This window comes from Paraburkholderia sp. Clong3 (assembly GCF_050436485.1).
GTDB classification, from domain to species: Bacteria; Pseudomonadota; Gammaproteobacteria; order Burkholderiales; family Burkholderiaceae; genus Paraburkholderia; species Paraburkholderia tuberum.
This window is the reverse complement of sequence record NZ_JBNDMH010000002.1, coordinates 1,017,860-1,044,555: the sequence shown is the minus strand read 5'-3', so window position 1 is coordinate 1,044,555 and position 26,696 is coordinate 1,017,860. Positions and strand designations below refer to the sequence as shown.

Genomic DNA, 26,696 nt, shown 5'->3' with positions numbered 1-26,696 from the left:
CCTCCTCAGGTTGCGATCTGCCCAGCCATCTGCTGGATCTGGATGACGACAAACTCCGCAGGTTTCAGGGGCGCGAAGCCGACGGCGATGTTCACAATTCCCAGGTTGATGTCGTTCTGGGTCGTGGTCTCGTTGTCGCACTTGACGAAATACGCATCCTGCGGTGTCATGCCCTGGAATGCACCCTGCCTGAACAGGTTCTGCATGAAGGCGCCGACGTTCAGCCTGATCTCGGACCATAGGGGATTGTCGTTCGGCTCGAAAACGACCCACTTCAGTGCGCGGTAAAGGCTCTCCTCGATGTAGAGCGCCATGCGCCGCACCGGAATGTACTTCCATTCGGAGCCCATCTGGTCGTTGCCCTGGAGGGTGCGCGCGCCCCAGACAACGGTGCCATAGACACTGAAATTGCGGATGCAATTGACCGCCGCCGGATTGAGCGTGCCGTTCTCGATGTCGTTCAGCGGCTGCGAGACGCCCAGCACACCGGTGAGGCTGGCTTCGGTCCCAGCAGGCGCTTTCCATACGCCCCGGTTCGAATCGGTGCGTGCGTAGATTCCGGCCATAAATCCGCAAGGCGGGAAGCTGCCGGGCTGGTTCGACATGAGCGGGTCCGGCGCACTGATCCAGGGGAAATAGAAAGCAGCGTTCGCCGCGTTGTCGCCGGCGGTGATCTGGGTTGGCGGCCCCTGACTGGTCTGCAGCGACTTGAAGGTGGCATCCTGGTAACAGTCAGCAATAAGCATGGCCCGGTGGTCGTGACAGAAGCCTTCCAGGGTGCTCAAGGTCGCTGGGTCCGCTTCGCCGGGGACGCAAAGCAGGTTAAACAGGTCCACGTGCTCAAGCAGGTCGACGCCGACGCCGCTACCCGGCAGGACCGCGGTCTCGAAAGCGCCAGCGGGCATGCTGCTGGTGGACGCCGGCGCCAGGATGGTGCCGTCGGCGCCGCCGGTGAGTGGCGAGGGCGTGGCGGTGTCCGCCGGCGGATTGGGATTGACGCCGATCACCGTCGCCGTGACGTAGGACGACCCGTTGTTCACGATTGCCTGGACGTAGCGGCTGTCGCTGCTGCTCATCGACAGATTCTCGAAAGACTCGACCAGGACCGGCGGGGCGGGAGTGGGCGGCAGACTGTACACCTGGAGCTGGAATCTCCCCGGGGTCGCCAGGTTCTTGATTTTAATGCCGTAGGCACTGCCCCACAGCCCCGGGCTGTTAGCGCTGGCCGTCAACACGCCGCTCAGGGTGACGCTCGCCGCTACGCTGCCGGCGCCGACGATGCGAATGACGTAGGCCTGGGTGCCGCCGTTGGCGAAGAACTGGTAGACCGAATAGCCAAGCAAACTGCGGCTGTCCATGCTACCGAACTCGCGAGTGAAGTCCATCCAGCTTTGCACCAGGGTTGCGCTACCCACCGCTCCCTGTGGCGCCCAGCCGACAAAGGCCGCAATCGACGTGGCGACTCCGGTGATGGTACGCACGCCACTGGGGATCTCTTCGATATAGACGCCCGGATAGTTGACTGTGACAGGCATGTGCCGCCTCCTTCTATGGCAGGTTGCGTCAGACGGCCGCCGGGCGCATCCGACTTTCCCGGCTTCCCCGACGAGGTCGGTAACCCTGCCGCACTGGTGGCGCAGGGGCAGCAGCGATCAGAACCGCAGCGAGCCATGCCGGGAAGGTATGCGTCGCCGTTCGGCTGGTAACTACACACCCGCCGACGCGGGAACTCCTCAATAGTACGAAAGGCGTAATACGAACGAATGCTGATACCTGGCTTTCCGTACCGCATTTGCCGGCGTCATCGAACGCCGGCGGCGCCCGGGACGCAGGGACATGGATGAAGCGCCCTGAAAACCCTCGACAAATGAGGGCACCCTACACATCGATCACGACCCGCAACTTGACGCCCCAACTGCCTTCGTTCGCCGCCTCGAACCTGTAGCTCCCAAAACTGAGTCTGCCCGCGCAGCGCGCGCCCGACAAATGCTGTAATGGACGTCGCCATGCCGGTGAGGGTGATCACGCGACTCGGAATTTCCTCAACGCACACACCTGGATAAGTCATTGCCTCAGGCATGATCTATCTTTCTTTCGATTCACCATCGAACACTACGTCGCCGATGCATCGTCCCCTGGCAAGCGCCCGACGCGACACTTCGCCGCCTCTCACTCTTTATGTCATGCGCAATTTGCGGTATCGCACAACGTGCGTTTATAGCCAACGAATGGAAAAATGCAAACCATACACTCAGACTAGAGTGAGTTGACGATCAGCGCCCCGGGAAATGCCATTTACGTTTTTTTGGTAAATCGACAAAAGGATCGTTCTTGTATAGCGAAACCTGTCCGTCGTTGCTACCAGTGCAAAAGAGCGACGAGATCCGGGCGCTTCAAGACGAACATGCCGAACTTCACGCCACGCGCGCCTTATTATCTGCTATGTGTTCACGAAAAATTTACTTTGAATTTCGAACCATATCCGCTGAGCAGAATTTCCAGCTCCGCATCGATGGTTTCTGTCGTCCACGTCGCGAATCGCCGCCAGTGGTACTTGAAGTGCTTCCGTACGATCTCGATGAGATTCAGTTTGGGGCTGTACGGCGGCAGATAAAACAGGAGTGCTTTGTGTTCAATGAACCAGCGGTCCAGGGTGAGCTGATCGATTCCGTGACGAATGCTCGCGTTGTCGAGCACGATCACGGTCGGCCTACCATCGCCCTGACATTCATTGAGAAAACCCTCAACGTGAGGCCCTTTGACCGTATGGCTGGTTTCTACGTGGACGAAACTGTTCTCAGCGAAGTTCAGTGCGCCCATCACATTCCGTCGACAATGGTGGTTGGGCTCAATGGCATGGGGCAGTCCACGTGGTGACCAGCTACGCTGCACCGGCGATGATCCGCAAAAGCCGGCCTCGTCGAAATAGAACAGGCGACACTGGCCATCGCGCGCGACGACCTGAAGCTTCTCAAGCGTGGCCTGTTTCATCTCGAACTCCTGTTCATTGCGCCTTTTTTCAGCGAGAAGCGGTTGCGCTTGAAAGTGAAGCCCGCACGCTTGAGGGCTTCACCCAGCGTTTCTATCTTACAGGGCAGCGCTTGGGCTTTTGCCTGCTCAACGCGTCGAGCTATCTGGGCCAGGGTAAGCGGCTCGGCCCGCGCAATCTCCAGCGCGACAGCGACCACGTCATCGCGAAGTGCACGCGGCCGACCACCGTTGTGACTGCACATGAGCGCGCAAACGCCTCCAATACGCCACGCGCCCGCCCAGCTGTAGACAGCCCGGTCGCTCACGCCGAGGGCTTCACAGACGACCTTTGGCTTATCCCCGCGAGCGAGCATCAAAAGACCAGTGGCGCGTCTGCGCGTGTTGTTGAACCGGTGATTGATCGCCATCTCCTGCAATGTGATCTCCTCAGCCTTTAAAAGCTTCACACGGAATTTCATCGACACCTCGGTACCAGGGAAAAATCCAGGCTACCGAAATCCACGCAGTTTTACCAGGAACACTTAGCGGATAACAATTAAAAGCCAAAACGTACCTCTCTACAGGCCGACAGGCACTGCAGATGATCCGGTAACGAAAGTGAAATTTCGACTGCCGTATGACTGACAACATCATTCCCTTTGTTATTGCCATGACAACAACCGTACAAACGCTCATGACATCTGCATCAAATCTAGGAGAATTTGCACTCTTGTCAAGCCAGATCCGCACAGTCTGGTGATGGGAAGCGGCGATGACAGGCTATGCACGATTTAGGTGCTACGCCGCAGCGTGATTTTACGAATTCGCTCACTCTTGGCATTGAACTTAAACAACATGGGTTTGTTCTTAAATTGGCTTCTGCCAAATTGAGCATGACGCGGTTAGGGAATTCTTGACATCAGAGATCCGAAAACATACAGTGAATCGAACCAGTGTTTGTCTGCATGATGTGGAGCTGACAAAAATTTTCTCGGTAAGCTCAAGACGGCACAAGCATGTTTGCTTTTTCTTAAGAATACCTTAGGACACGAAATAATTATTTCACTCCCCAGATGATGCCAGTTTCAATCCGGTATGGTGCCGGAACCAGCTGCGGCAGCTGCGCCACCAATTCGGCGCCAACATGATCAGCGGATGCAGCAATAGCGGCTTCACCAGCAGCACGAATTCTGTCTCCGAGGGAAGACACTCGATACTCCTCAATTGGCTGGTTGCAGCAAATGCCGACAATGCGCAGCCGGGATATTCAGATGAGTACTCCGATCATTGTCACCTTGATGATTGTCAATGATTTGCCCACGTGTGTCGAACGCTCGCCCAACAGGCTGAACATTGCCGGTTGATCGGTTGCACGGAAGGTCGGCGGCACCGAATCATGCAAACGGCATATTTCGCCCTCTTGCCGGCATTGGGACCGCGGTGGCGGCAACCATTCTGAATTATCGGGTCATGCCGTCTGACGCGATCGCGATGACCTTTTCACAGGGTGTTGATGGACAACGGTTGAAGTGTTGAAGCGGTTGCGAAGTCTACGATCTACCTGCTGAGGAGAGCGGAACAAAGTGGGGGCTGGAGCCTCTATGCCGCCTCCTTCCGATCCTCTTCCGCCTGTGCTCTCATCCCCGGAAACCATCGTCCGAACGTGTTGCGCAAATCGTCGTTCAGAACCTGCGCGCGAGCTTGAAGAAGCAGGTGCGCGCCGCGCTGGGTCCAGCGCATTTGCTGTTTCTTCACAAAGCGCTTGCTGACCACATAGTTCACGGTTGATTCGACGAACGCCGTTGAGATCGTCTCGTCGTGCCGATAGCGGTCACCATAGTTCGGGACGAACGCCTCGTTGGCCACGATATAGCCGCGGAATTCGCGCACCGCTTTCAACATTTTCGGCTTGTTGGCCGGATTCTTTTCCAGCATTTCCAGGCCGTCGTCAACCTCGTCAATCCGTTGCAGGGCATGCGGCACGTTGCCGTGCCAGAGATTCCATTTGACGCTCTCCAGGTGCTTTTTCAGATCGGCCAGAAGGGCGGCTGTTGCCGGATCCCTGTCGATGGGTCCCAGTTCCGCCGCCATCCCTTTGACCATCTGCCCCATGACGGTCAGTCGCATCGTGATGTGAAACCAATCCAGCAGATGTTCGGATTCCGGGCTGAGATACGTCTGCAGATCGCGAACGGTGTCACCGCCGTCCGACATGAACACGACCTGCTGATTCATTTGCAGGCCCTGTGACTTCAGCACCTCATACAACCTGCGCTTGGGTTTCTCGTCGTACTGGTTGACGAAGGCAAAGACCTTGGCGCTGCCTTCGGTCTTGACGCTCTTGCCAGCAATCACTTCGAACCAGCCCGCCGTTCTGGATCTCTGGTCCGACGCGTGAACATAGCCGCCATCCAGGCCGACCGTCAAGGGCGGCCCCGGCGGCGGCTGTTTCGCCCACTCGTTGGGACAGCCTTCGATGAACGTACACTGTTCATCGCCCAGTTCGCTCTCGATCCGTTCCGCGACGGCATGGAGTTGTCGCCGCACCGTCGCAGGTGTGATTTCGTCGGCGATGGGCAAAACTTCGCTCAGCACTTCGACGCTCAGGCCATAGGACATCAGCGACGCAAACCTGGTTTCCAGATACAGCAGTTCCGGCGCCGTATGCGTACTGAGCAGTTCGGCTAGCGGGCTTGAACTATGCCGGCCCGGCTTCTGGCAAGGGCAATCGTAGAGCCGGGGACTGGCAAGGTTCAATTTGCCGAACACGGTTCGATAGATGATGGGATGTTTTCCCTTGTGGGTTCGAGGGCGGCCACAGTGCGGACAGCTCTCAAACCGCGCGAGGTATTCCCCAACCTGCGCCGTAACGATGGTTTGCTGCATGCCGCGCAGCAGCGACCTGGCCTCCGCAAGCGTCAGGCCCAGTTCCTCTGGTCGCAGCGAGCTCCGTTCCAGTCGCGCGACGTCCTCGATTTTCTCCGCTTCGCCATTCTCGGCATCAATCACCACCTGTATTCGAATCTTCACGGCCAGCTCCTTTTCACTGCCACTTCCAGGATTCGTCATGCGTTGCGTATTGCTTGAGGCGGCGGTTGACCGCGGGCCGGTCGAAGCCGTCCCAGGTCAGCCATTCGCGCAGCTCGTCGATTTCCCCGATCCGATTGCGAATCGATTCCAGATCGTTGGCGTCGAGGTCGTCCCGGATATCTTCGACCAATTCCTCGACTGCCAGCGGGACTTCGTCACGGCGCGTCATGAAGGCATGTGGGCCACCGCAGTCTTCTGGCGGCGCTCGACGCTTGCCACCGATGCAGTACGGATAGATGCGTTTCCCCTCCAGCCCCAAGCACGCCTCTACACGCACCTGGTGTTCCCATCCATCGTTCAAATCGTATTCGTAAAGAAACCGTTCGTTGACACGAAAGCGGAAATCGCCCAACTGGACGTGTTCTGGTTCGGTTGAGCAGCCGATTCCACCGTCATGGTAGACGCCGTAGTCCTGGCCATGGATATGAAAGCGGTTCAGATGCTCATCGCTCCAGCCAAAGGCGATCTGCAGGATGTAGTGCAGATCGGTGATCGTGCTGTCACTGCGCACCAAAAGCCGTCGCCAGATCATCGGACTGATCTGGCGAAGCCATACGTGGAGCCGATAAATCCCGACGCCCGGTTCTTCGTCCATGATCGAGCAAGCTTACCAAAATTCGGGGCCATACCTTCCAGCCCCCACTTTGTTCCGCTCTCCAGATTAAAGGGAAACTGGCCTTGAGCCTATTGGCTCGCGACGATAACTCGGCTGTCGTCGTGATGAATGCAATCAATGCTATTTCAGCGCAGGTTCAGATTGCACGCGCAAAGCTCGGTTTGCCCCTTTCTGCAACGGCGGTTGATGCCAGTTTCAGTGTGCGTTCGCCATCCGGTCAGCCGAATCGAGCATGCTGACCAAAGGAACCACACCGTCGGCGTGATCCGTCTCCATCAAGCTCGGCCAGTTCCCTGAAACCCGGCGGAATATCATCGCGCCAGCCAGGAAGCCGAGCAAGGCGAGTGTCGCGCTGCCCAATCCATCAGCAATTGCGTCATAGAGTCCGCCACCGGCCACGAGGTTGTCCATCGAGAGCACAAACGGAAGTGCATTGATGAGCCGACGGTCACGGCGCGCGGCAGCACCCAGAACCAGCACGCAGCATAGATAGATCGCGAGCGTCGGCGGTGCGGCAAACGGATACCCGAATAACGAACTGGCCGCCGACGCGATCGCATCACAGACGCCGAACATCAATGCCAGCTCCAGGCGTACGTTCCACGCGAGCGGTGACATACCGATCGCCAGACAGCAAAGGCCGCTATCGATACCAAGGAAAAAGCTCGAAGTAAGAGGGCTCATGGATATCTCCGTGTAGCGGAGTAGGACGACGTGACTAGCACGCGCTTACGCCAGCGTCAGAACGAGCAACTCGCCGCCATAGGTTGGCACCAGTACCCGGCCATCGGCGGCCACAGGACGATTGAACTTCGGATGCAGCACGTTCCAGTTCCAGTCCTGTGAATCCCAAAGCGGCACGATTTCGCCGCTGCCGTCGGCATAGCGTCCGAAGTCCTCGGCGTCATAGGCGAGCAGACGGGTATTGGTGATCGTCATGTTGGCATCACCGTAAGGGATCATCGCCCAGACGATCGCTTCGCTTCCCGCATTGGCGGACAATGCGATGCTCCAGCCCGGCATGCCGCCATAGGGCTCCGTGCATTCGGGTGACGCATAAGCTTCGCTGCATGCGAGGTACTTCGATGACCTGTCGGGATTCAACTGCCACGCGCGCAAGTTGCCGTTTTCACCACCGCAGAAATGCATCCAGCCTCGCGATGCCGACTTCCACACAACCGGCGTGCCGTGCAAATGGTGCGTGCGATTCGCCGCGAAGACGTTGAGCGCGCTCGGATCGATTGGAGCAGGGTTGACCGAGGGGTCGTAGTAGGTATAGAGGATGGGCGGCGCCGCCAGCTTGCCAAAATTTGCCGGCACGCGAGCGGGGGCGAGATCGACCTGTGTCGTGTCGCCCGGAAGATCGAGCCGAATCGTGTAGAGAATCCCATCTTTACCGGAAACCAGCGCAATGCCAAGCTCCTCGATTAACACGATCCCTGACGAGCCGAGATCCTGATCGGACCAGGTGGCGCCCATATCTGCCATGCCCAGCCGGGCCAGATGCGGACCCACGCGAAAATTCGACGGCACGCGTGCCGGCAGCAGCGCTGCCGCGGCTTCCCCTCCCGGATTCTTTCCGAGGCGGCCATCGTCGGTCCATGGGGTCCACCAGCCGGTGACGACGAATTTCGCGTTTGCGGTGTCCGTGGGCGACGTATAGCGCAGGCGCACGACGCTCTCGCCGAAATCGTGCGTGCCATCGAACTCGCCGTTTCCTGTCACGAGCCAGATCGAGCCATCGCTCTGAATGGCCGGTGCCGACCCGCTCATCCAGATGCCCCCGCCATTGCCGCGAGAGGTCGAGCACCAGCATGCCGTACAGGCCCACCTACGGGTGTCGATTGCGATCAGCCAGCCGCGGGCTTCACCGCCGCTCTCCGCAATGGTTCCGAACGGGATCAACACGGTCTCGTTGAGCAGCGCCAGTGCGCCGCGTTGTTTACGTTCCAGGGATCTGAACTCGAGCTTCGGCAGACCTTCTCCAGGATCGAATTCGACGCCTTCGAGGTCGATCGCGGGATGGGTTTGGGCTCCCGTCGCGATGTCGAGCGACGCCAGAAAGTGGTGTCCGTCCTGCCAGTCTCCGCTCGGACTGGACCAGTAGCACACGTACAGGCGCCCTTGAGCCGAGTCGATGACCGGCGTCGATAGGATGCCCCAATGGACATTGATGGGATGCGCGTCGATCGCATTCGATTCGTTGATCGGCGGACCCAGATGCGTGCTCCAGAGCAGTTCGCCCGTATCGGCATCCCACGCGTAGATCCAGTTTCCCATCGTCGCCTGGACGATCGTGTCGTGCGTGCCTTCACCCACTCCCGCGCCAGCGAGATACAGCGGCTGTGCCTCCAACCTCGGGTCATCCGGGGTACGGAGCACGAGCGCCTGCTTGAGGCCGCGGGTTCGCACCGCAGCGGGTGTGAGGACGATTTCGCCGGTGTTCGCGCCGGAGCGGACCGTGTCGAACGAACGGGTCGTAACGGATACAGTCATGATCGACTCTCCTCAAGCCGCTGTGCCCCGTTATAGGTCACGGTCAGCTCGTAGGGCATGGGGCCGGCAAATCCCGAACCGCTCAACGTGACGGTATGCCATCCAGCGGTGCCGGTAGTCAACTCAAGGGGGGCCGGCGCGTCACCGTAAACGGTCGTTTTGCGCCCGATTACGCGTTTGTCTGGCCCTGCAATTTCGAGCAAGGCGGAGGCACCACGCGTCCATGCCGTGCCGTTCGGTTCAAGCAGCACGCTGATCGGACTGCCTAAGCTGGCATAGACACGGGCGACACTTCCGGTGCCGCTCCTCAACGCAGGCAGGTCAAGATCATCGGCACCGAAGAACGTTTGTGAAGTCGCGCGGAGCCGGGGCTCGAAAGCGGCTCCACAGCCCGGCAGGGAAAAGCAAAGGTAACTCTTCCCCGAACGATCTGCATTCGATGGGATCAGAAAGCTCGCACGCCCTTGCCCGTCTGTCCAGATGTCCTCGTGCTTGCCGGTATAGTCATGAAGACGTACATGCGGGCCGAATCCTGTCTCACATGTGATCGAATGCTCGTTCACCGAATCGAAATTGAGTGCCGTCAACAGGCCCGGATGCCCGGTGCGATTCAGAACGATGACGTTCCCGTCGATGTGCTGCGTGACGGTGTTTCCCGAAGCAAGGTTCTCGTGAATCCAGATCAGATTGTCGATCCAGGGTTTGAGACCATATGCGCCGGGCCAGACGTCCTCTCCGAAATAGTCCTTCCCGTAAACGAACGGATACCCTTCGGTAGTCAATATGAAAGCATAGGCAAGCAATTTGTTCGATACGATCTGCTCGCCAGGTGACGTATCTGTGTCGGGGTTGTCGACGAAAGTGCACGAGAGATACGGATTCCAGCTTGCGTACCCAGCACCGTTCAGTGCGGTGACGTTGCCGCTGTCGCAAGCGGCCTGGAGCGCCCAATGAAGTGTGAAATCCGTGACCAGCGAGCGAGAAAGCATCGGCGACTGCGTGACCCAATCATTCAGTGCCGCAGGATTGCCGTCGAAGTATTCAGCGTAAGCAAACTTCGACGCCATCGATTTCGAACGCATGAATTGCGACACAAACGGAGCCCAGGTGCCCTTGACATCGTCGAAGCGCATACCGTCAGCATCCGTGGTGCGAAACAGCCAGTCCCCGAAGTCGATTGCATCGTGCAGCGTGTAGTCGAGTGGGACGCAATTCTGATAAACCTTCTCCCGCCCGAATGGAAAATCGTCGGCAGGAACCGGGACTGCGTCCTCTGGACGAAAAGGAGGAATGGGATCCTGGTTGCCAGTGCCGCCACGGAAGCATCCAGGCTGCATTGGACCACGGCCATTCAACGAATGGCCATCCGCGCCCGCATACCTGAAGACGCCCGGACCACCGTTCTCTCCGATGAGCTGATGCAGGACGACGTCGAGATAGACGTCGATGCCGACGGAGTGACAGCAGGCGATCATCCGGCGCAACGCGTCCACGGTTCCATAACGGGTCGGGGTACTACCCTGCTGCGGCTTGGATCCGAGGTCGCGCGGGTCGAATACGCCATACCCATCACATCCAGGTTCGGCACCACCTTGCGCCTTGCTCGCCGGAGGCAATTGCAATGCCGTAAAGCCGACGCTACGCAAGTCCGAAGCCATGCCCGCAAGGTAATCCCAAAGCCATGGCGCACCCGAATCCGTGCTTGGTGCTGGCACAGTAACCTTATCGCCACGCTCGAAAAATCGTCCCCATGCGATCAGAGCAACGCCCATTCGCTTTCCTTTCGGCTATGCACCAGATCAGTTACATTGCGTGCGACAGACCACGATTCGTACCCTCGATGCACCTGCATGCATTCGGCTGATAACAGAACCGGGGGCGGCGAAGTTTTCTTCAGGGTGGACGCGCGGCAACGCAATAAACCGTCTAGCGCTATTGTCTAGTAATAGTCGATCCTCACATAGAAGCAAGACAGTCATATAGTCTTCCACAGACTTGTTCGGCTGCATTCGGACGCCTTCAAGATTGCGCCCGAGATGATCCCTTTTGCTTCGTTTGCGTCCGTATCAAGGATGACCCGGTGTTCTTTAGGGGGTGAGTACAAAGACGTCTCAGGCGTTATAGTGTCCGAGAATATCGTTGTCCGAGCCTAATCTGTCGAGTCCCGACTACTTAATCGGAATGGACTAAACCGCTCGCGCGGTAGGGGGCTGCGGCCCGTCTCTGGCGGCGAATGGGAGGCCAGTGGCGCCGGCGCTTATGTTGGTGGTTGAGGCAATCCGCCTCGTCCTCCAGCAGGAGCCCCATCATGACCTCCTCCGATCCGGGCATCAGCCCGCTGCGCCGCCGTATGCTTGAGGACTTGCGCATGCGCAAGTTCGCACCCAAGACCCAGGCCGCCTACCTACGTGCCGTACGTCAGTTCGCCCGATACCTCGGGCGTTTACCCGATACCGCCACTGTCGAGGACCTCCGGGACTACCAGCTGCATCTGGTCGATCACGGCGCGTCGCCGGTGTCGCTGAACGCCGCGATCAGCGGTCTGAAGTTCTTCTTCGAAGTCACGCTCGGCCGGCCTGAGCTGATGGCGCGGATGCAGCCGGTACGCGTGCCTCGCACGCTCCCGGTTGTGCTCAGCCCCGAGGAGGTGCGCCGGCTCATCGCGGCAGCCGGAAACCTCAAGCATCAGACCGCGCTGTCGGTCGCCTATGGCGCCGGGCTGCGTGCGAGCGAAGTGGTCGCCCTCAGGGTCAGCGACATCGACAGCCAGCGCATGACCCTGCGCATCGAGCAGGGCAAGGGCCGCCGTGACCGCTACGCGATGCTCTCGCCGGTCCTGCTCGAACGTCTGCGCGTCTGGTGGCGCGTTGCCCGTGCCCAGGGCTGCATGCTCGATGGCGGGTGGCTCTTTCCGGGCCTCGATCCGATCGACCCGCTCAGCACGCGGCAACTGACCCGCGCCATCCATGCGGCCGCCGAGACCGCAAACATCGACAAGCGCGTATCCATGCACACGCTGAGGCATTCCTTTGCCACGCACCTGCTGGAACAGAAGGAGGATATCCGCGTGATCCAGGTGCTCCTTGGACACAGGCAGATCGAGACCACCACGCTCTATACCCAGGTTGCCACTGACCTCCTGCGCAAGGTGGTCAGTCCGCTGGACCGCCTGCCCGCCGGCTAGCCCGGCCGCACGCGGAGCACCCCGTGCTGGAGGTCGCGGATATCTTCCGCGCCTGCGGGCCGGCGTGGCGGCGCACGGTAGCGCTGAGCCTGGGGCAGCTGAAGGTCATGTCGGCCATCGAACAGTGCCGCAGTGCGGCACTCGGGGGGCATGTGCTGCGCTGCGCCGGCTGCGACCGCATCGAGGTTGCCTACAACTCCTGCCGCAACCGTCATTGCCCCAAGTGCCAGGGCAGTGCTGCGCATCGCTGGCTCCAGGCACGCCAGGCCGATCTGCTTCCGGTCGGGTACTACCATGTCGTCTTCACGCTGCCCGCGCCCATCAGTGCCATCGCCTGGTACAACAAGGCCGTCATCTACGGGCTGCTGTTCGATATCGCCGCCGAAACGCTACGCACCATTGCCGCTGATCCGAAGCACCTCGGCGCCCAGATCGGCGCGACGCTCGTGCTGCACACCTGGGGCTCGGCACTCACGCATCATCCGCACGTACACGGTATCGTCCCCGGTGGTGGGCTGTCGCCCGATGGTCAGCGGTGGATCGGATGCCGGCCCGGCTTCTTCCTGCCGGTACGTGTGCTATCGCGCCTGTTCCGCAGGCGCTTGCTCGAAGCGCTCACGGACGCGCACCGGCACGGCCACCTGCAGTTCTTCGGCCAGTACGCTGAACTTGCCGACCCAGCTGTCTTTGACGTGTGGCTTGCGCCGCTGCGTGCCTGCGAATGGGTCGTCTACGCAAAGCGTCCCTTTGCAGGACCCGAAGCAGTGCTCGCGTACCTGTCGCGCTATACGCACCGCGTCGCGATCTCCAGCCAGCGCCTGCTTGCATTCGATGAACGCGGCGTGACCTTCCGCTGGAAGGACTACCGTGCGAAGGGGCACACCCGCTACAAGACCATGACCCTCGAAGCCGGCGAGTTCATGCGCCGCTTCCTGCTCCATGTGCTGCCCGGTGGCTTCCATCGTATCCGTCACTACGGACTGCTCGCCAACCCGGTGCGCCGCGCCAGTCTCGCGAAGGTCCGCGAACTGCTGCACGTCGCGACCGACGTCAACACATCAGCTCACGAAACCGTCATCGAAACGCGCCCCGCCTTCATCTGCCGGCACTGCGGCGCGCCGATGATCGTCATCGATATCCTTGCGCGCATTGCACCGATCCGCGCACCACCCACGCGCCGGGGCGAGATATGAGCGCCACTGTTCCAGGACGAACAACCCGACCCTCGGCTTTGCGGCAACGCGGCCCACGAGCAGACCTTTGCGTCTGTCGCTTCGCACAGGCCCTTGCACGTCCGTTCCGCCATCACGATGGCGCCACTGCACCGCTTCGGCACAACCTCAGCCCTCAACCGGCCTCCCGCCTGACCACGCATCCCGCAACACCGCTCGCCATCCCGGGCAATCAATCGCCATAGCCCCGAAGACTCCATTGCATCAGAGCACTCCGCGGTTTCCTCCCTTCAGGTTTATTCAACGCCTGCCCGCACGCGCCGGCGCGCACCCCGAGTCCACGGACATGGGCAGGCATCGAACAAACCTCAAGAAATTCAGACCGTGCCTGCAATATTGGCTTGTCGTCACGCTTCGAGGAGTGAACTGCTACTGCCACCCGCGCACACGTGGAGTTCGTCAAACGGGTAGTTAGCAGTTCCTTCATTGCAAAGACGATCTATGCTGGTCCACAACGCTAACCCACATCAGGCTTACATTCCCGTATCGGAACGCCACCCCTAAACCTGCAAGTCCTTCGTGCCACGAGGCATGCGTCATAGCACGCGGGCAGGATGGTGCGTACGTCGCAAAGCAGTACCGTTCTCGCGCAGCGCGAGAAAACGCACAAGATGCCGACATTAGTTACCTCGCTGTCAACCGATTGACAATGGCGAGCGAGTAGAAAGAAGAGGCGCTGCGTTGCCGCGGATCTATCGACGGATCTAACGGCCGCTTTTATCCGCCAAGATTTAGACGGTTGGCCGAAGGCCTGCTGGTGTGCCGGGCCTCGCCAAGTACATCCCAAATCTCTGGGTCTGGAAGCCTCTATTAGAGGATGGCTGCTCTCGGCTAAGCGGATGGGCGGTTGCTCTTTCTCAAATCCGGTGGACAACGGTTCCACCGGACCACGACAGATTGGCAGAATATGCCGCTGCAGCAACGACGGTGCGTCAGAACCTGACCGTCAAATACTCGCCGTCGGCACATATGGCTTATCTCGACAGAAATTCGCGCGTTGGGCTAAAGGGCGATCTTGTTGTGCTTTATGAAAGCGCGATTTGCGATCATGCGGCGATGGTGCGTGGCGGATGTCGCAGGCGGCGAGAAGGAAGATCAGAGGCGTGACGGTATGACCTGATTGAGCCCGGGATACCTGAGTGAGTGCCTCGCTACCGATAAGTGGATGACCGTCACGCGGCTGGCTCGCCCAAACCTTCGAGGTCTGGTGTGATGCAAGCGCTGTTCCGTGCCGTTGCATCGCGCCGCCCGGCGCTCGGTCTGATCCATCACACGTACCGCGAGTCTCAATTCTGCGCTCACGCATATCAGAAGCTCGTCGGCTGGTTTGGCATGCAGGCATCGATGAGTCGACGAAGAAACTGCTTCGATAACGCGCCGATTGAACCGTTTTGGGGCACGCTCAAAAAAAGAGCTAGTCTTTCATCGACACTTCGCCACACGCGAAGAGGCTAGGTCCTGTTCACATTCTCACGAGCGGTCCAAAGGCACAGGCAAGCGAAGCGAAGGCGAGATAGTTCCCCGCGAGCTTGTCGTAGCGAGTGGCGACACGACGAAAATGTTTGATACGACTGAAAAATCGTTCGACGATGTTCCGGGTCCGATACAGCACGCGGCTATAGCGACGCCTGGTCTTCCGGTTCGAACGCGGCGGGATTACGGCCTTCGCACGCGTAGTGCGGATACTCTCCACAAAGGCGTTCGAGTCGTAGCCCTTGTCAGCGATGACCGCGCCGGTGCGCAAATGCTCAACCAGTTCATTCGCGCACGTGATATCGGAAACTTGTCCCTCGGTGGCAATCAACCGCAGGGGGCGTCCGGCGTCATCGACGGCAAGGTGCAACTTGGTGGTCAGTCCACCTCGCGAGCGCCCAAGCGCTTGCGGACCGTTTTTTTTCGAGCTCCGGACGAATGCTGGTGTGCGCGCACGATGGTCGAATCGATCAACACATGCTTGATCTCGGTTTCGTCAGCCACAGCGTGGATCACGCGTTCCCATACACCCTTGCGACGCCACCTGGAGAAACGCATGTACACCGTATGCCATCGGCCGAACGCCTTCGGCAAATCGCGCCACGGGCAGCCGGTCCGGCCGATCCAGAGGACAGCTTCGACAAACCAACGATTGTCGGCCGCCGTTCGCCCTGGATCGCCTTCCTTGCCCGGCAAGGCGGATTCGATTCGTGCTCATACTTCATCGCTCAATAACGTTCGAATCATCTTGCCCTGCTCGCGCAAAAGACAAGATGTAAGCACATTTCATCGAATGTAAACAGCCCCTAGGCGAGCCATCAGCGAATACATTGAGATCTTCCACAACAGGCAACGCACGCAGGCTCGTCTTGATTACCTGTCACCTGTAGCATACACGCAGCGATACTATCTTAATCAGGTCGCTGCTTAACCCGTTGGCGTCCACGCGTTCCGACCGACCTCAATCCGATGCGAGTGCGTCAATGTGGAGGTCGAGCTGGCACCGTCGAGTTCGACGTCCGGCCGCGGAAACTCAGTGGCACCGGAGTACTTTATCTGTCGGTTCCATGACGAACGTAGTTTGACGAAAATCCCCTTGGAATCGACGCGCGCTTTCCTATACTTTGGGACATTCCCCCAGCAAAAACACCTTCAATAAATTGAATCCGGATAGCCCGACGTTTGCCTGACAGGCAACTTTGCTAGGGCGCTGCACGGATCATCGCGATCAGGGTGAGAACCCTTGGCATCGCTCAATGCACGTCGCATCGCTGATGACGCAGGAGAGGGTTTCGACGCGAATTTGTCGATCCCCTGGTATGTGTTTGGACGCGCGTTTTCGCTCCAGGGCAAAAGCGGGCACGCCCCGGCATGAATATGGAGATCTGCGATGAGCAATGCTGCAAAGAAGGAAGTCCCTCCCGATGAACACCTTGCCGACACCACCCCTTACGGGTACGGTCCGGACGATTCGATCAGCGATGCCACTGAAAACGCCGCGATCACGCACCACACTCTGAATGTCAATGGAAAGTCGATTGCGTACACGGCGCGAGCCGGTCACCTTGTGACGACCGATACCTACAGTTCCCGGTCGGGCGCGAAACTGTTCTACGTGTCGTTCACGGCTGACGATGCAACGCCATCGACACGACCGGTAACTTTTTTCTATAACGGCGGCCCGGGCTCGTCGTCGGTTTTTCTGCTGCTGGGATCTTTCGGACCGAGGCGAATCAAAACGAGCATGCCGGACTTCACGCCGCCGGCGCCTTACACGCTGGAAGACAACCCGGATAGCCTGCTCGATCACACTGACCTGGTGTTCATCGATCCCGTTGGCACGGGCTACTCGACCGCGATCGAGCCACACAGCAACAAGGATTTCTGGGGCGTCGACGAAGACGCAGGCTGTATCAAGCAGTTTATCAAGCGTTATCTAACTGCATTCAACCGGTGGAACTCTCCGAAATACCTGTTTGGGGAATCGTATGGAACACCGCGTACCTGCGTGCTCACATGGATGCTTCACGAAGACGGCGTAGATCTGAACGGAATCGTGCTGCAATCGTCGATTCTCGATTATTCGCAGGCGAGCGACCCAATTGGTGTCCTGCCGACGTTTGCAGCCGATGCCTTGTTCCACAAAAAGGTTACCGTGTCGCCCGCTCCGGCGGATCTGCCCGGCTTCATGGAGCAGGTAGAGGCATTCGCGACGGGGCCCTATGTTAATGCGTTGAACAACTTCCCCAATGTCGCGCCGGACGTCCTCCAGCAGATGAGTGACATGCTCGGCATTCCGCCAATGGTCCTGAAGTACTGGCAGCTCAATCCGTCAATGGGAAATGGCTCGGCGTTCCTGACGAGCCTGCTGCTGGACGAAGGACTGGCCGTCGGCGCTTATGACGGACGTGTGACGGGCGAAGACACGGGCATCGCCGAATTCATCGCACCCGACTCCGGCGGCAACGATCCCACGATGGCGGCCGTGAGTGGCGTCTACACGGCGATGTGGAACGTGTACCTCAACGACGAATTGCAATACACATCGATTTCGCCTTTCATGGACCTGAACGATCAGGCATTCGAAAACTGGGACTTCAGCCACGTCGATCCCACGGGCGCGGAACGGGGCGGTGCCGGAAGTCTCTATACCGCCGGCGATCTGGCGGCTGCGATGGCCGTCAATCCTTACCTGAGGGTGTTTTCGGCGAATGGCTATTACGATGCGGTGACGCCATTCTTCCAGACGCTGATCAATTTCCAGAACATGCCGCTCGATAGCGCGCAGATCCAGAGCAATCTGACCTTCAGCAATTATCCCTCAGGCCATATGGTGTATCTCGACAATGCATCGCGAACGGCCATGAAGGCGGATCTCTCGTCGTTCTACGGGAATGCGCAGGCGCATGTCGAGGCGATCAAGGCAAAGATCAAGCCCGAGCAGAAGGCCATATCGGGCGCCGCAAAATATCGCAAACGCTCGAGCCGCACGCCGTACTGAATCTTTCGCAGAACAGTCAGCAACATCGCCGAGTGAGGCAATCATGAACGTATCGCATCGTAAGCTGCCCGGCAGCCTGAGGCGCGCCATGCCGGGTGCGAAAGTACTGGGGCAGGCCAATCTGCACGGCGTCATCGAAGTGACACTGAAGCTCCGACGCAAGCAGGCACTGCCGGAACTGGAAGCGCGTCCACCGAACCCGCTGACCCGGGACGAACTCGAGGCGCGCTATGGCGCGTCGCAAGACGACATCGACAAGGTGACGCAGGTCATGTCGGGTCTCGGTATCAAGACGGTCAGTTCGAGCGCTGGCGCGCGCACAGTCCGATTGTCCGGATCGGTCGGCGCACTGGAGTCCGCATTCAACGTCAAGCTTTTTAACTACTCGCACGCGGATGGGAACTATCGCGGGCGCGTCGGCTATCTGTTCGTCCCCGACGAACTGAAGGATGTGGTGCAGGGCGTGTTCGGACTCGACAATCGACGCACCTTGAGACGGCGACGTCAGCCGGTTCGCGACACGGGGGCGCGGCAGGCGCTTTCGTCGTCGACGCCAAAGTGGTATCTCCCTGAGCAGTTCGGCGCGCACTATCACTTCCCATCTGGCGACGGCTCGGGCCAGACAGTCGGCATTCTTGAATTTGGCGGCGGGTATTTCCCGAGCGATCTGACCAAATTCTGCGCGAAGGCGGAAGTCACTGCGCCGCAGGTCACGACAATCAGCACGGACGGGACATCGAGCGAGAGCAAGGACGGCGCCGAAGGAGAAGTGATGCTCGACATTGAAGTCGTCGCGGGTCTGTGCCCGCGCGCCAGCATCGTGGTCTATTTCGCCGCGTGGACAGAGCAGGGGATGATTGGCGCGCTGGACGCCGCCATGCAGGACAAGACCAATAATCCAGGCGTGCTATCAATCAGTTGGGGCGCGCCCGAGGGTAGTGATATCTGGTCCGATCAGGCCATGTCGCAGATCAACGAAACGCTGAAAGAGGCGGCATACCTTGGAATCACCGTATGCGTGGCTGCCGGGGACGATGGCTCGAGCGATGCGCTTGCCGATGGCCACGCGCATGCCGATTTTCCGTCCTCGAGTCCCTATGTCCTTTCTGTGGGCGGAACGACGATCGTCGATCTCGAGGGCACGAAGGCGGACGTCGTCTGGATGGAGGGAGACGGCTTGCGGGCCGACTCCGGTGGAAGCACGGGCGGTGCGGTCAGCGACGTATTTCAACGACCCGACTGGCAAAGCAGTATCACGATCCAGTCGGTCAATCCGGGCGCCATGACTGGCCGGTGCATACCCGATGTCGCTGCCAACGCGGACTGGGTTGCTTCGCCTTATCTGCTCGTCGTGGATAACCACGCCGAACCCAATGGCGGAACCAGCGCAGCGAGCCCGCTCTGGGCAGCGTTGATCGCATTGATGAACGGCCAGCTCGAAGGCGGAAAGCGCGTGGGTTATCTAACGCCCTTGCTCTATCAGGTGGCGGCTGGGGCAGCGGTGGGGCAAACGGTTGGCGCGGTTGGCTGCACCGACGTGACCTCGGGCAACAACAACACGGCGTCAGTAGGCGGGTATAGTGCCGGCCCCGGATATGACGCGGTATCGGGTTGGGGCACGCCGGATGGGCAAGCCCTGCTGGATGCGATCAAGGCAACCTTGTCGTCCTCGACACCTGCAGCATCGGCTGGCGCGTCTGCGTCCCCCGCATCGCCTGTGGCGACTTCATGACGCTCGTCATCAACTGTCAGGAGGAAAACATGGCAAGCGCGCAAAAAATCATGGTGATTCGCCACGGCGAAAAGCCTCAAGGTGCTGTACCACCCTACGGCGTCACGGTTGACGGTGAACAGGACGTCAATTCGCTGCTCGTTGCAGGCTGGACCCGCGCCGGCGCGCTTGCCGTGCTGTTCGCGCCGAGCCGCGGTGCACTGCAAAGCCCGCAGCTTGCACAACCGCAAACCGTCTTTGCAGCATCGGACGATGCGGGCAAGTCGAGCAAACGGCCAGAAGAGACAGTGAGCGTCGTCGCGCAGAAGTTGAAGCTTCAAGTGGACACGACCTATTCGGTCGGTCAGGAGCAACAACTCGCGGCGGCCGCGATGTCATGCACCGGTGTGGTGCTGATCGGTTGGGAGCACAAGCATATTCCGCTGATCGCCAACGCCATACTCGGCAACACAAGCGCACCGCAAACGTGGCCGGGTGACCGGTTCGACGTGGTATGGGTGTTCGATCTGAACGCGACCAGCGACGCCTATCAATTAACCCAGGTGTGCGAACTGCTGCTTCCCGGCGACAGTCCCGAACCGATTCCGGTGATTTCCAGTTGAGGGGCACGCGATGAACGCTGCATTCATGTCGGTCAAGCATATCGTCGTGCTGATGCTGGAAAACCGCTCTTTCGATCACATGCTGGGCTATCTGTATGCGGATCAGGGCAACCGGTCGCCGGGCGGCCAGCCCTTCGAAGGACTCACCGGCGACGAGACGAACCAGGACAGCGCCGGCAACCGCGTATCCGTGTTCAAGATTGCTCCAGCAGACCAGAACGCCTATTTCATGCCTGGAGCCGATCCGGGCGAGGGCTACGTCGCAACGAACATGCAACTGTTCGGCGTGGCAAGCGCCTCATCGTCGCAAGAACCTGGCAACGGCGGATTTGTGCGGGATTATGCCCAGACCCTTCAGTGGGAGGCGCGCAAGGGCGGGTCCATTCTGCCCGGTACGACCGGGAAGAACATCATGGGTATCTTTACGCCAGACATGCTGCCGGTGCTGTCGGGACTTGCACGCGGCTTCGCCGTGTGCGATCACTGGTATGCCTCGGCGCCGACGGAGACCATGCCCAATCGTGCTTTCGCTTGCGCAGCGACAAGTCAGGGGCACATGGACGACGTGACGAAAACCTTCACGTGCCCCAGTATCTTTGGGCGGCTGACAGACGCCGGACAGAGCTGGGCCATATACGGGTACGACACACCACCGCTCACCCGCCATAATTTCCCCGATGTGACCAACGCGCCTGAATCCCATTTCGGGTTGTTCACTGACTTTCAGGCGGCCTCAAAAGGCGGCACGCTGCCTGCATTCAGCTTTCTCGAGCCGGGCTGGAGTCCGACGGGGAACAGCCAGCATCCCAACTACGATGTCGCGCTCGGCGAGCAATTGATCTACGAAGTCTATCAGGCTGTGTCCAGGGGGCCGAACTGGAACCAGACGCTGCTGATCGTCACCTACGATGAACATGGCGGATGCTATGACCACGTGCCTCCGCCATCTGACGCGGTGCCTCCGGACTCACTTGCGGGCGAGTATGGATTCGATTTCAGGCGTTTCGGGGTGCGCATACCGACCGTGCTGATCTCACCGTGGATCGAAGCGGGTACCGTATTCCGTGTGCCAGATGGAGCCATGCCGCTCGATCACACGAGCATTCTGAAGACTGCGCAGTCGTTATGGGGCATGCCGGCGCTTACCGCACGCGACGCGGCGGCCCCGGATGTCAGCGGCGTGTTCACGCGTACAGCACCCCGTACAGACGACCCGCTCGCGGGTGTCACCGTGCCGACATCCGGTACGCCATATCCTGGCGGCGACGCGCCTTCCCATCTGCAGGTGATTCATGCCGAACTCGTCTCGCAACTGCCGGTTGCTGACGATTACGGGCATCCCCACGCTCCGATGCCTGCGCTGAAGACGAGTCAGGACTATACGCAGTACATCCGGACCCGAACGGAAGCGTGGATAGCACAGCGGCAGCGCCAAAGCGGCGACGCTACAAACTGAGCCGGACCGTTCAGCGCCATGCTGTCGTCGCGGCCTGTCGTTCTCTCGGGAAGGAATGGGGTCCGTGCGAACTTCAAAAACGTCAACGTTATTTCGTTTTCGAAAAGAACTGCTCCGCCCGGATCGCCCACACGAGGCGAACATGAAAAGTCCATTGCGGGGTTCGCGCTTGTTGCGGGGCATGGAAAGATTTTGGGGCGAATCATGAGAATCGACCACCTGAGATTATTTGCTCACTGGGCGCGCCGCGATCATGTGGCCGTCTTCAGGCGACCAATCCTGATGATCGTCGCGCTGTTGCTTATGTGCCTGGCCCAGACGGGCGACGCGCAGGCCAAAGACGCAACAGCGGTTGCCGCGACACCCGTCATCGATGGCTGGAACACCTGTGAATGGCGGTCGGAATCCGACATTGGATGGCGGCGTCGGACAGCCGGGCGACGCGATTGCTGTTCAGCCCGGCGACTCTGGGACGTTTCATGAGGCTCACATTCGGGTGCGTCGGAGGGAGCCCGTAGGGCGAGCGCAGACGCACCGGGGATGTTCGGTTCGGCAGGGGGATGACGCGGGAATCGGGATGCGGTAGAAGAACGACTACAACTGACCGCCGAAGAAACAGGCCCGACACCGGTCCTAACCGCCAAGTTCATTCCAGTGTCGAGCCCCACACGCGCACAACGGGGTACGGGTGCCGGGCCAGTATGGCACGGCTGATCCGCCTCGTCGATTCCGCTTCGGCATTGACGGGGACTGCCGATGCCGGCCACTGGCCGCCTCTTTCTGTGCGCCCGCTGCCGGGCGCAGGTCGTCGTGTGCCGCCGTTGCGATCGCGGCCAGATTTACTGCGGTGGCGACTGCTCACAGGCCTCGCGCCGCGCCCGCCTGCGCGAGGCTGGCCAACGCTATCAACTCAGTCGTCGTGGCCGCTTTGCACATGCCGAACGGATGCGTCGCTATCGTCAGCGCCTCAATAAAGTGACGCATCAGCGTTCCCCGACACCCGTCGCCAATGCTCTACTGCCACTGACTTCGACGACGACGGCCACCGCATCGACATCCACTGTCGCCGCGCCCGGATCGACGCCTTGCTGCTTCTGTCGCCGCATCTGTTCGGGCCTTGTACGCATCGGGCCACTGCGCCGTCGGGTCTTCCGTGATGTTCGTACTACTACTGACAGAACAGGAAACGACCCATGACCATTGGAGCTGAACTCGAGGCGCAGATCCTGCGCTATTACCACGTGGAGAAGTGGCGTTGCGGCACCATCGCGCGCCAGTTGCGCGTGCACCGCGGCACCGTCCAGCGCGTGCTGGCCCAGGCCGGCCTGCCCAGGATTGGCGCCGTGCAGCGAGCCTCACAGATCGATGCTTACCTGCCGTTCATCCACGAGACGCTAAAGAAGTTTCCCTCGCTCACGGCCAGTCGCCTGTATGCGATGGTGTATGAGCGCGGCTACCGGGGCAGTCACCACCACTTCCGGCACCTGATCTCGCTGCACCGGCCACGCCCGGTACCTGAGGCTTACCTGCGCCTGCGCACGCTGCCCGGGGAACAGGCGCAGGTCGATTGGGCCAGCTTCGGTCACCTGCAGATCGGTCGGGCACGACGACCGCTGATGGCCTTCGTGATGGTGCTGTCGTGGTCACGGCAGATCTATCTGCGCTTCTTCCTCGATGCCCGTATGGACAGTTTCCTGGCAGGACATGCCGGCGCCTTCGAAGCATGGTCCGGGGTCCCCAGGGTTCTGCTTTACGATAACCTGCGTAGCGCCGTGCTTGAGCGTCAGGGCGATGCGATCCGCTTCCACCCGACATTGCTCGCGTTCGCCGCGCATCATCGTTATGAGCCTCGTCCGGTGGCTGTCGCACGGGGCAACGAGAAGGGGCGCGTTGAACGGGCAATCCGCTTTGTACGCGAGAGCTTCTTTGCCGCTCGCAGATTCACGGACCTCGACGATCTCAACGCCCAGGCGGCAATCTGGTGCGCGGGACCCGCTGCTGAGCGGCCCTGCCGCGAAGAACCCATGATCACCGTGCGCGAGGCCTTCGGGCGCGAACAGCCCAGCCTGCTCACGTTGCCGGAGAATCCGTACCCGTGTGAGCTGCTTCTCGCCGTGAAGGTCGGCAAGACGCCCTACGTGCGCTTCGACCTGAACGACTATACGATCCCGTATACCCATGTGCGACGCACGCTCACGGTACGAGCTGATCCCCGGCGCGTACGCATTCTCGACGGCGCCGATCTGCTCGCCACCCATGAACGCAGTTACGATCGCGGCGCGCAGATCGAGATTGCCGCACACATCGATGCGCTCGTCGCAAGGAAGCACGAGGCCCGTCACCATCGCGGTCTTGATCATCTGGCCCGGGCTGCGCCGGCCAGCCGGACCCTGATGCTGCACGCCGCTGAGCGTGGCGGCAATCTGGGCAATATCACCACGCACCTGCTGCGACTGCTCGACCGCTATGGCCCGGCCGAACTGCAGGCCGCGATCGAGGAAACCCTTGCCAGCGACGCGGCGCCTCATCCCAATCCGGTACGTCTGGCGCTTGAGCGCCGGCGCGAGGCACGGCAGGCCCCGCCGCCAGTCACCCTCATCCTGCCCGAACACGTGCGCAACAAGGACACGCTGGTGACACCACACCGGCTCGACATCTACGACCAGCTTGCGGGAGGCGCCGATGAACACGCCTGAGAACCTTCATGGGCGCGCGAACGCCCTGCGTCTGTACGGACTGCTCGCGCATTGGACCGATGTGGCCGCCGAACAGTGGGTCGCGCCGCTGTTGCAGTGGGAAGAGGATGAGCGCGCCCGCCGATCACTGGAGCGACGTATCCGCGATGCCCGCCTGGGCAACTTCAAGCCGCTGTGCGACTTCGACTGGAGCTGGCCCACGCGCTGCGACCGGCTTGCCGTTGAAGAGTTGATGTCGCTCGGGTTCGTCAGGGATACCGCCAACGTCGTGTTGATCGGCCCGAATGGTGTCGGCAAGTCAACCCTCGCGCTCAATCTCGCCTATCAGGCGCTCGTGCACGGTCACACCGCGCTGTTCACTACCGCCGGTCAGATGCTCGGCGAACTGGCCGCACTGGACAGCGATTCGGCGCTGCGTCGACGCCTGCGCCGCTATGCATCCCCTGACGTCCTGGTGATTGATGAGGTCGGTTACCTCTCGTACTCAAACCGCCACGCCGATCTGCTGTTCGAACTGGTCAGCCGCAGGTACGGATCGGCAAGTACCGTGGTCACAACCAACAGACCGTTCTCCGAATGGCACGAGGTGTTCCCGAACGCCGCCTGTGTCGTCTCGCTCGTTGACCGGCTGGTCCATCGCGCCGAAGTCATTGCCATCGAGGGCGAGTCCTACCGGGTCAAGGAAGCGCGCGAGAGGGCCGAGCAACGCGCCAGCAGACGCAGTAGCGCGCGTGCGGAGAAGAAATCATGAAGCGCCTGGCACACCTGCCTTCGGGCATCACCCGTGGGCTCGACTTCCTGATACCGGACAACTGGTCGCCGGAACAGGCGCTCGCCGTCGTCGAACTCATCGGGGATCTGCGTGCCCGGATCTGCATGCACTATGACCTCGCCCTGCATGACCTGCTGCACGAACAGCATTCCCCTCCCGAGGATCCCAATCTCAACGACATCGGCGATCCATTCTGATTGGGACCGGCCACCCCGACCGAGGCCGTCAACGGCGCTTCATTGTTGACGGTCCTGGTGAACCTTGTGCCGCCATTTATGTGCGGATTTACGCCGCCGTCAACAACACCAGGCCGGAAACCATCCAGCATCACCAGACATGGATATTCACCCCATCTACGACGCTTCCAAACGGCAAGCGCGGCCTGCTGATTGTGTTGCACGGCTGCATACAGACCAATACCGATCTCAAGAAGTTTGGTAACCTAGATGCACTTGCGAAGAATAGAGGGGTCGTAGTAGCAGTACCTTTCGTCGGTGCTGACAACTTCGGTGGCAATCTGTACCACTGCTGGGATTATGATGGAGCTAGAGATGCCAGCGGGAACATGGACGATCTGATCAAACTGACAGAGAAAATCGAAGATGATGCGTCCCTGAACATCGACCCTAATCAGGCATACCTTGTCGGATTGTCTTCAGGTGGTGCTATCGCTTTGGCGATTGGTTGCAAAGCGCCCCAGATATTCGCCGGCATTGGAGCAATCGCTGGTCCGTCAGTGGGAAGTTCCCAGTTCCTCGCGACTTCGGAACCTCTGTCCACTAATGTTGAGGATGCGGTAAGCAAATGTAGATCGCTTGCCCAACCAAATGAAGCTGCGCTGGATACCCAGATTACCAGCATCGCGTACGGAAATATGGACAAGGACGGTCCAGCCGAGACTTTCGACTACTCGGAAATCGACCAGTCCTTTGACGACGCGCACGCTGGGCAGTTGGCCGTAGTGAGTATGCATTGGAGCATCGACAACGTCGAGGTCCTGCGACGCATATATGGTTCGGAAGCCATGGGGCCCACGCAGGACGTGCAAAACGGCGCGGGTGTACAACAAGTGGCGGTAAAAGACGGAAAAGAGCGAATTTCGCTTCTGATGGCGAAAAACGTGGGACACGCCTGGCCTGCCGGCACAGGGCAAGCGAATACCGCAGATGGCGGAGACTGGATTGCTCAACGCGGGATCGACTACCCGGATTATGTGATGGATTGGTTCTTACGCAACAATCTCCGGACGGGAGCGTCGACGTCGTCATCACAAACACAGCTGTACCGGTGATGTGTGCCGGATGATCTTGGCTATTTTCGCCCACCCCGGAAATATCTACTGAACTAATTTAATCGGGATATGCAGAGTTCAAGAA

Annotated in this window: 21 protein-coding genes and 3 pseudogenes; 12 read left to right on the top strand and 12 right to left on the bottom strand. The window is 59.9% G+C overall.

What is annotated here, in order from left to right; genetic code table 11:
• Window positions 1-5: 5 nt before the first annotated feature.
• The 9 genes from OKW30_RS09080 to OKW30_RS09040 all read right to left on the bottom strand — a co-directional run bounded on the left by OKW30_RS09080 (window position 6) and on the right by OKW30_RS09040 (window position 10,944).
• The gene (locus OKW30_RS09080) at window positions 6-1,535 is read right to left on the bottom strand and encodes a phage tail sheath family protein (protein WP_184074196.1); all 1,530 of its coding nucleotides are present in this window, start codon (window positions 1,533-1,535) and stop codon (window positions 6-8) included.
• Window positions 1,536-2,448: 913 nt separating this feature from the next.
• The gene (locus OKW30_RS09075; protein ID WP_429346552.1) at window positions 2,449-2,991 is read right to left on the bottom strand and encodes a transposase; all 543 of its coding nucleotides are present in this window, start codon (window positions 2,989-2,991) and stop codon (window positions 2,449-2,451) included.
• Complete coding sequence (locus OKW30_RS09070) at window positions 2,988-3,449, bottom strand: helix-turn-helix domain-containing protein (RefSeq protein WP_184074200.1); 462 nt, start codon at window positions 3,447-3,449, stop codon at window positions 2,988-2,990. The genes OKW30_RS09075 and OKW30_RS09070 overlap by 4 nt, the downstream gene beginning before the upstream one ends.
• Window positions 3,450-4,027: 578 nt before the next feature.
• Window positions 4,028-4,180 carry a hypothetical protein gene (locus OKW30_RS09065; RefSeq protein WP_429346551.1) on the bottom strand — a complete coding sequence of 51 codons (153 nt, stop codon included), beginning with the start codon at window positions 4,178-4,180 and terminating at the stop codon, window positions 4,028-4,030.
• 389 nt (window positions 4,181-4,569) lie between these two features.
• Entirely contained in the window at window positions 4,570-6,000 is a 1,431-nt protein-coding gene (locus OKW30_RS09060; RefSeq protein WP_429346550.1) for an ISKra4 family transposase, read from the bottom strand.
• Between the two features lie 13 nt (window positions 6,001-6,013).
• On the bottom strand, window positions 6,014-6,655 hold the full coding sequence (locus tag OKW30_RS09055) for a plasmid pRiA4b ORF-3 family protein (protein ID WP_184074203.1): 642 nt from the start codon (window positions 6,653-6,655) through the stop codon (window positions 6,014-6,016).
• A gap of 216 nt (window positions 6,656-6,871) precedes the next feature.
• On the bottom strand, window positions 6,872-7,294 hold the full coding sequence (locus OKW30_RS09050; RefSeq protein WP_429346549.1) for a hypothetical protein: 423 nt from the start codon (window positions 7,292-7,294) through the stop codon (window positions 6,872-6,874).
• Between the two features lie 111 nt (window positions 7,295-7,405).
• On the bottom strand, window positions 7,406-9,172 hold the full coding sequence (locus OKW30_RS09045; RefSeq protein WP_184074207.1) for a hypothetical protein: 1,767 nt from the start codon (window positions 9,170-9,172) through the stop codon (window positions 7,406-7,408).
• Window positions 9,169-10,944 (bottom strand): hypothetical protein, encoded by a 1,776-nt coding sequence (locus OKW30_RS09040; protein WP_429346548.1) that lies wholly within the window; start codon window positions 10,942-10,944, stop codon window positions 9,169-9,171. Before OKW30_RS09040 ends, OKW30_RS09045 begins: the two co-directional genes overlap by 4 nt.
• 536 nt (window positions 10,945-11,480) lie before the next feature.
• On the opposite strand from OKW30_RS09040, the gene OKW30_RS09035 reads away from it, so the two are divergent.
• The 3 genes and pseudogenes from OKW30_RS09035 to OKW30_RS09025 all read left to right on the top strand — a co-directional run.
• The gene (locus tag OKW30_RS09035; RefSeq protein WP_184062687.1) at window positions 11,481-12,356 is read left to right on the top strand and encodes a tyrosine-type recombinase/integrase; all 876 of its coding nucleotides are present in this window, start codon (window positions 11,481-11,483) and stop codon (window positions 12,354-12,356) included.
• 23 nt (window positions 12,357-12,379) lie between these two features.
• On the top strand, window positions 12,380-13,549 hold the full coding sequence (locus OKW30_RS09030) for an IS91 family transposase (RefSeq protein ID WP_429345668.1): 1,170 nt from the start codon (window positions 12,380-12,382) through the stop codon (window positions 13,547-13,549).
• A gap of 1,245 nt (window positions 13,550-14,794) precedes the next feature.
• Window positions 14,795-15,044: pseudogene (locus tag OKW30_RS09025) on the top strand (IS3-like element ISBvi4 family transposase); the annotation flags it as partial.
• Window positions 15,045-15,050: 6 nt separating this feature from the next.
• Here the strand turns inward: OKW30_RS09025 and OKW30_RS09020 are convergent.
• Window positions 15,051-15,757 (bottom strand): annotated as a pseudogene (locus OKW30_RS09020) (IS5 family transposase).
• A gap of 112 nt (window positions 15,758-15,869) precedes the next feature.
• Between OKW30_RS09020 and OKW30_RS09015 the strand changes: the two are divergent.
• From OKW30_RS09015 to OKW30_RS08995, 5 genes and pseudogenes are all read left to right on the top strand, one after another.
• Window positions 15,870-15,992 (top strand): annotated as a pseudogene (locus OKW30_RS09015) (IS3 family transposase); the annotation flags it as partial.
• A 459-nt stretch (window positions 15,993-16,451) separates the two neighbouring features.
• Window positions 16,452-18,062: a S10 family peptidase gene (locus tag OKW30_RS09010; protein ID WP_184074215.1), complete on the top strand. Its 1,611-nt coding sequence runs from the start codon at window positions 16,452-16,454 to the stop codon at window positions 18,060-18,062.
• The gene (locus tag OKW30_RS09005; RefSeq protein WP_429346547.1) at window positions 17,968-19,794 is read left to right on the top strand and encodes a S53 family peptidase; all 1,827 of its coding nucleotides are present in this window, start codon (window positions 17,968-17,970) and stop codon (window positions 19,792-19,794) included. The genes OKW30_RS09010 and OKW30_RS09005 overlap by 95 nt, the downstream gene beginning before the upstream one ends.
• Window positions 19,791-20,396 (top strand): hypothetical protein, encoded by a 606-nt coding sequence (locus tag OKW30_RS09000; RefSeq protein WP_429346546.1) that lies wholly within the window; start codon window positions 19,791-19,793, stop codon window positions 20,394-20,396. Before OKW30_RS09005 ends, OKW30_RS09000 begins: the two co-directional genes overlap by 4 nt.
• Before the next feature lie 10 nt (window positions 20,397-20,406).
• Window positions 20,407-21,852: an alkaline phosphatase family protein gene (locus OKW30_RS08995; RefSeq protein ID WP_184074219.1), complete on the top strand. Its 1,446-nt coding sequence runs from the start codon at window positions 20,407-20,409 to the stop codon at window positions 21,850-21,852.
• A gap of 858 nt (window positions 21,853-22,710) precedes the next feature.
• On the opposite strand, the gene OKW30_RS08990 is transcribed toward OKW30_RS08995, so the two are convergent.
• Window positions 22,711-22,836: a hypothetical protein gene (locus tag OKW30_RS08990; protein WP_256211476.1), complete on the bottom strand. Its 126-nt coding sequence runs from the start codon at window positions 22,834-22,836 to the stop codon at window positions 22,711-22,713.
• Window positions 22,836-22,979: a hypothetical protein gene (locus OKW30_RS08985; protein WP_176133875.1), complete on the bottom strand. Its 144-nt coding sequence runs from the start codon at window positions 22,977-22,979 to the stop codon at window positions 22,836-22,838. The genes OKW30_RS08990 and OKW30_RS08985 overlap by 1 nt, the downstream gene beginning before the upstream one ends.
• A 66-nt stretch (window positions 22,980-23,045) precedes the next feature.
• Here OKW30_RS08985 and istA point away from each other — a divergent pair, with 66 nt between their 5' ends.
• The 4 genes from istA to OKW30_RS08965 all read left to right on the top strand — a co-directional run bounded on the left by istA (window position 23,046) and on the right by OKW30_RS08965 (window position 26,611).
• On the top strand, window positions 23,046-24,548 hold the full coding sequence (gene istA, locus OKW30_RS08980) for an IS21 family transposase (protein WP_429345680.1): 1,503 nt from the start codon (window positions 23,046-23,048) through the stop codon (window positions 24,546-24,548).
• Complete coding sequence (istB, locus tag OKW30_RS08975) at window positions 24,535-25,299, top strand: IS21-like element helper ATPase IstB (protein ID WP_429345679.1); 765 nt, start codon at window positions 24,535-24,537, stop codon at window positions 25,297-25,299. Before istA ends, istB begins: the two co-directional genes overlap by 14 nt.
• Entirely contained in the window at window positions 25,296-25,517 is a 222-nt protein-coding gene (locus tag OKW30_RS08970; protein ID WP_429345678.1) for a hypothetical protein, read from the top strand. Before istB ends, OKW30_RS08970 begins: the two co-directional genes overlap by 4 nt.
• Before the next feature lie 80 nt (window positions 25,518-25,597).
• Window positions 25,598-26,611, top strand: coding sequence for an alpha/beta hydrolase family esterase (locus OKW30_RS08965; RefSeq protein ID WP_429346545.1), 1,014 nt, complete (start codon window positions 25,598-25,600; stop codon window positions 26,609-26,611).
• The last annotated feature ends 85 nt before the right edge of the window (window positions 26,612-26,696 follow it).

What these genes read in the sequence shown, in the direction of transcription:
- OKW30_RS09000 (WP_429346546.1), top strand. Translation starts at nt 19,791, where the DNA reads ATGACGCTCGTCATCAACTGTCAGGAGGAAAACATGGCAAGCGCGCAA.
- OKW30_RS09055 (WP_184074203.1), bottom strand. Translation starts at nt 6,655, where the DNA reads ATGGACGAAGAACCGGGCGTCGGGATTTATCGGCTCCACGTATGGCTT.
- OKW30_RS08990 (WP_256211476.1), bottom strand. Translation starts at nt 22,836, where the DNA reads ATGCGTCACTTTATTGAGGCGCTGACGATAGCGACGCATCCGTTCGGC.
- OKW30_RS09040 (WP_429346548.1), bottom strand. Translation starts at nt 10,944, where the DNA reads ATGGGCGTTGCTCTGATCGCATGGGGACGATTTTTCGAGCGTGGCGAT.
- OKW30_RS09045 (WP_184074207.1), bottom strand. Translation starts at nt 9,172, where the DNA reads ATGACTGTATCCGTTACGACCCGTTCGTTCGACACGGTCCGCTCCGGC.
- istB (WP_429345679.1), top strand. Translation starts at nt 24,535, where the DNA reads ATGAACACGCCTGAGAACCTTCATGGGCGCGCGAACGCCCTGCGTCTG.
- OKW30_RS08995 (WP_184074219.1), top strand. Translation starts at nt 20,407, where the DNA reads ATGAACGCTGCATTCATGTCGGTCAAGCATATCGTCGTGCTGATGCTG.
- OKW30_RS08970 (WP_429345678.1), top strand. Translation starts at nt 25,296, where the DNA reads ATGAAGCGCCTGGCACACCTGCCTTCGGGCATCACCCGTGGGCTCGAC.
- OKW30_RS09050 (WP_429346549.1), bottom strand. Translation starts at nt 7,294, where the DNA reads ATGTCACCGCTCGCGTGGAACGTACGCCTGGAGCTGGCATTGATGTTC.
- OKW30_RS08985 (WP_176133875.1), bottom strand. Translation starts at nt 22,979, where the DNA reads ATGCGTACAAGGCCCGAACAGATGCGGCGACAGAAGCAGCAAGGCGTC.
- OKW30_RS09035 (WP_184062687.1), top strand. Translation starts at nt 11,481, where the DNA reads ATGACCTCCTCCGATCCGGGCATCAGCCCGCTGCGCCGCCGTATGCTT.
- istA (WP_429345680.1), top strand. Translation starts at nt 23,046, where the DNA reads ATGACCATTGGAGCTGAACTCGAGGCGCAGATCCTGCGCTATTACCAC.
- OKW30_RS09075 (WP_429346552.1), bottom strand. Translation starts at nt 2,991, where the DNA reads ATGAAACAGGCCACGCTTGAGAAGCTTCAGGTCGTCGCGCGCGATGGC.
- OKW30_RS09005 (WP_429346547.1), top strand. Translation starts at nt 17,968, where the DNA reads ATGTCGAGGCGATCAAGGCAAAGATCAAGCCCGAGCAGAAGGCCATAT.
- OKW30_RS09010 (WP_184074215.1), top strand. Translation starts at nt 16,452, where the DNA reads ATGAGCAATGCTGCAAAGAAGGAAGTCCCTCCCGATGAACACCTTGCC.
- OKW30_RS09080 (WP_184074196.1), bottom strand. Translation starts at nt 1,535, where the DNA reads ATGCCTGTCACAGTCAACTATCCGGGCGTCTATATCGAAGAGATCCCC.
- OKW30_RS09070 (WP_184074200.1), bottom strand. Translation starts at nt 3,449, where the DNA reads ATGAAATTCCGTGTGAAGCTTTTAAAGGCTGAGGAGATCACATTGCAG.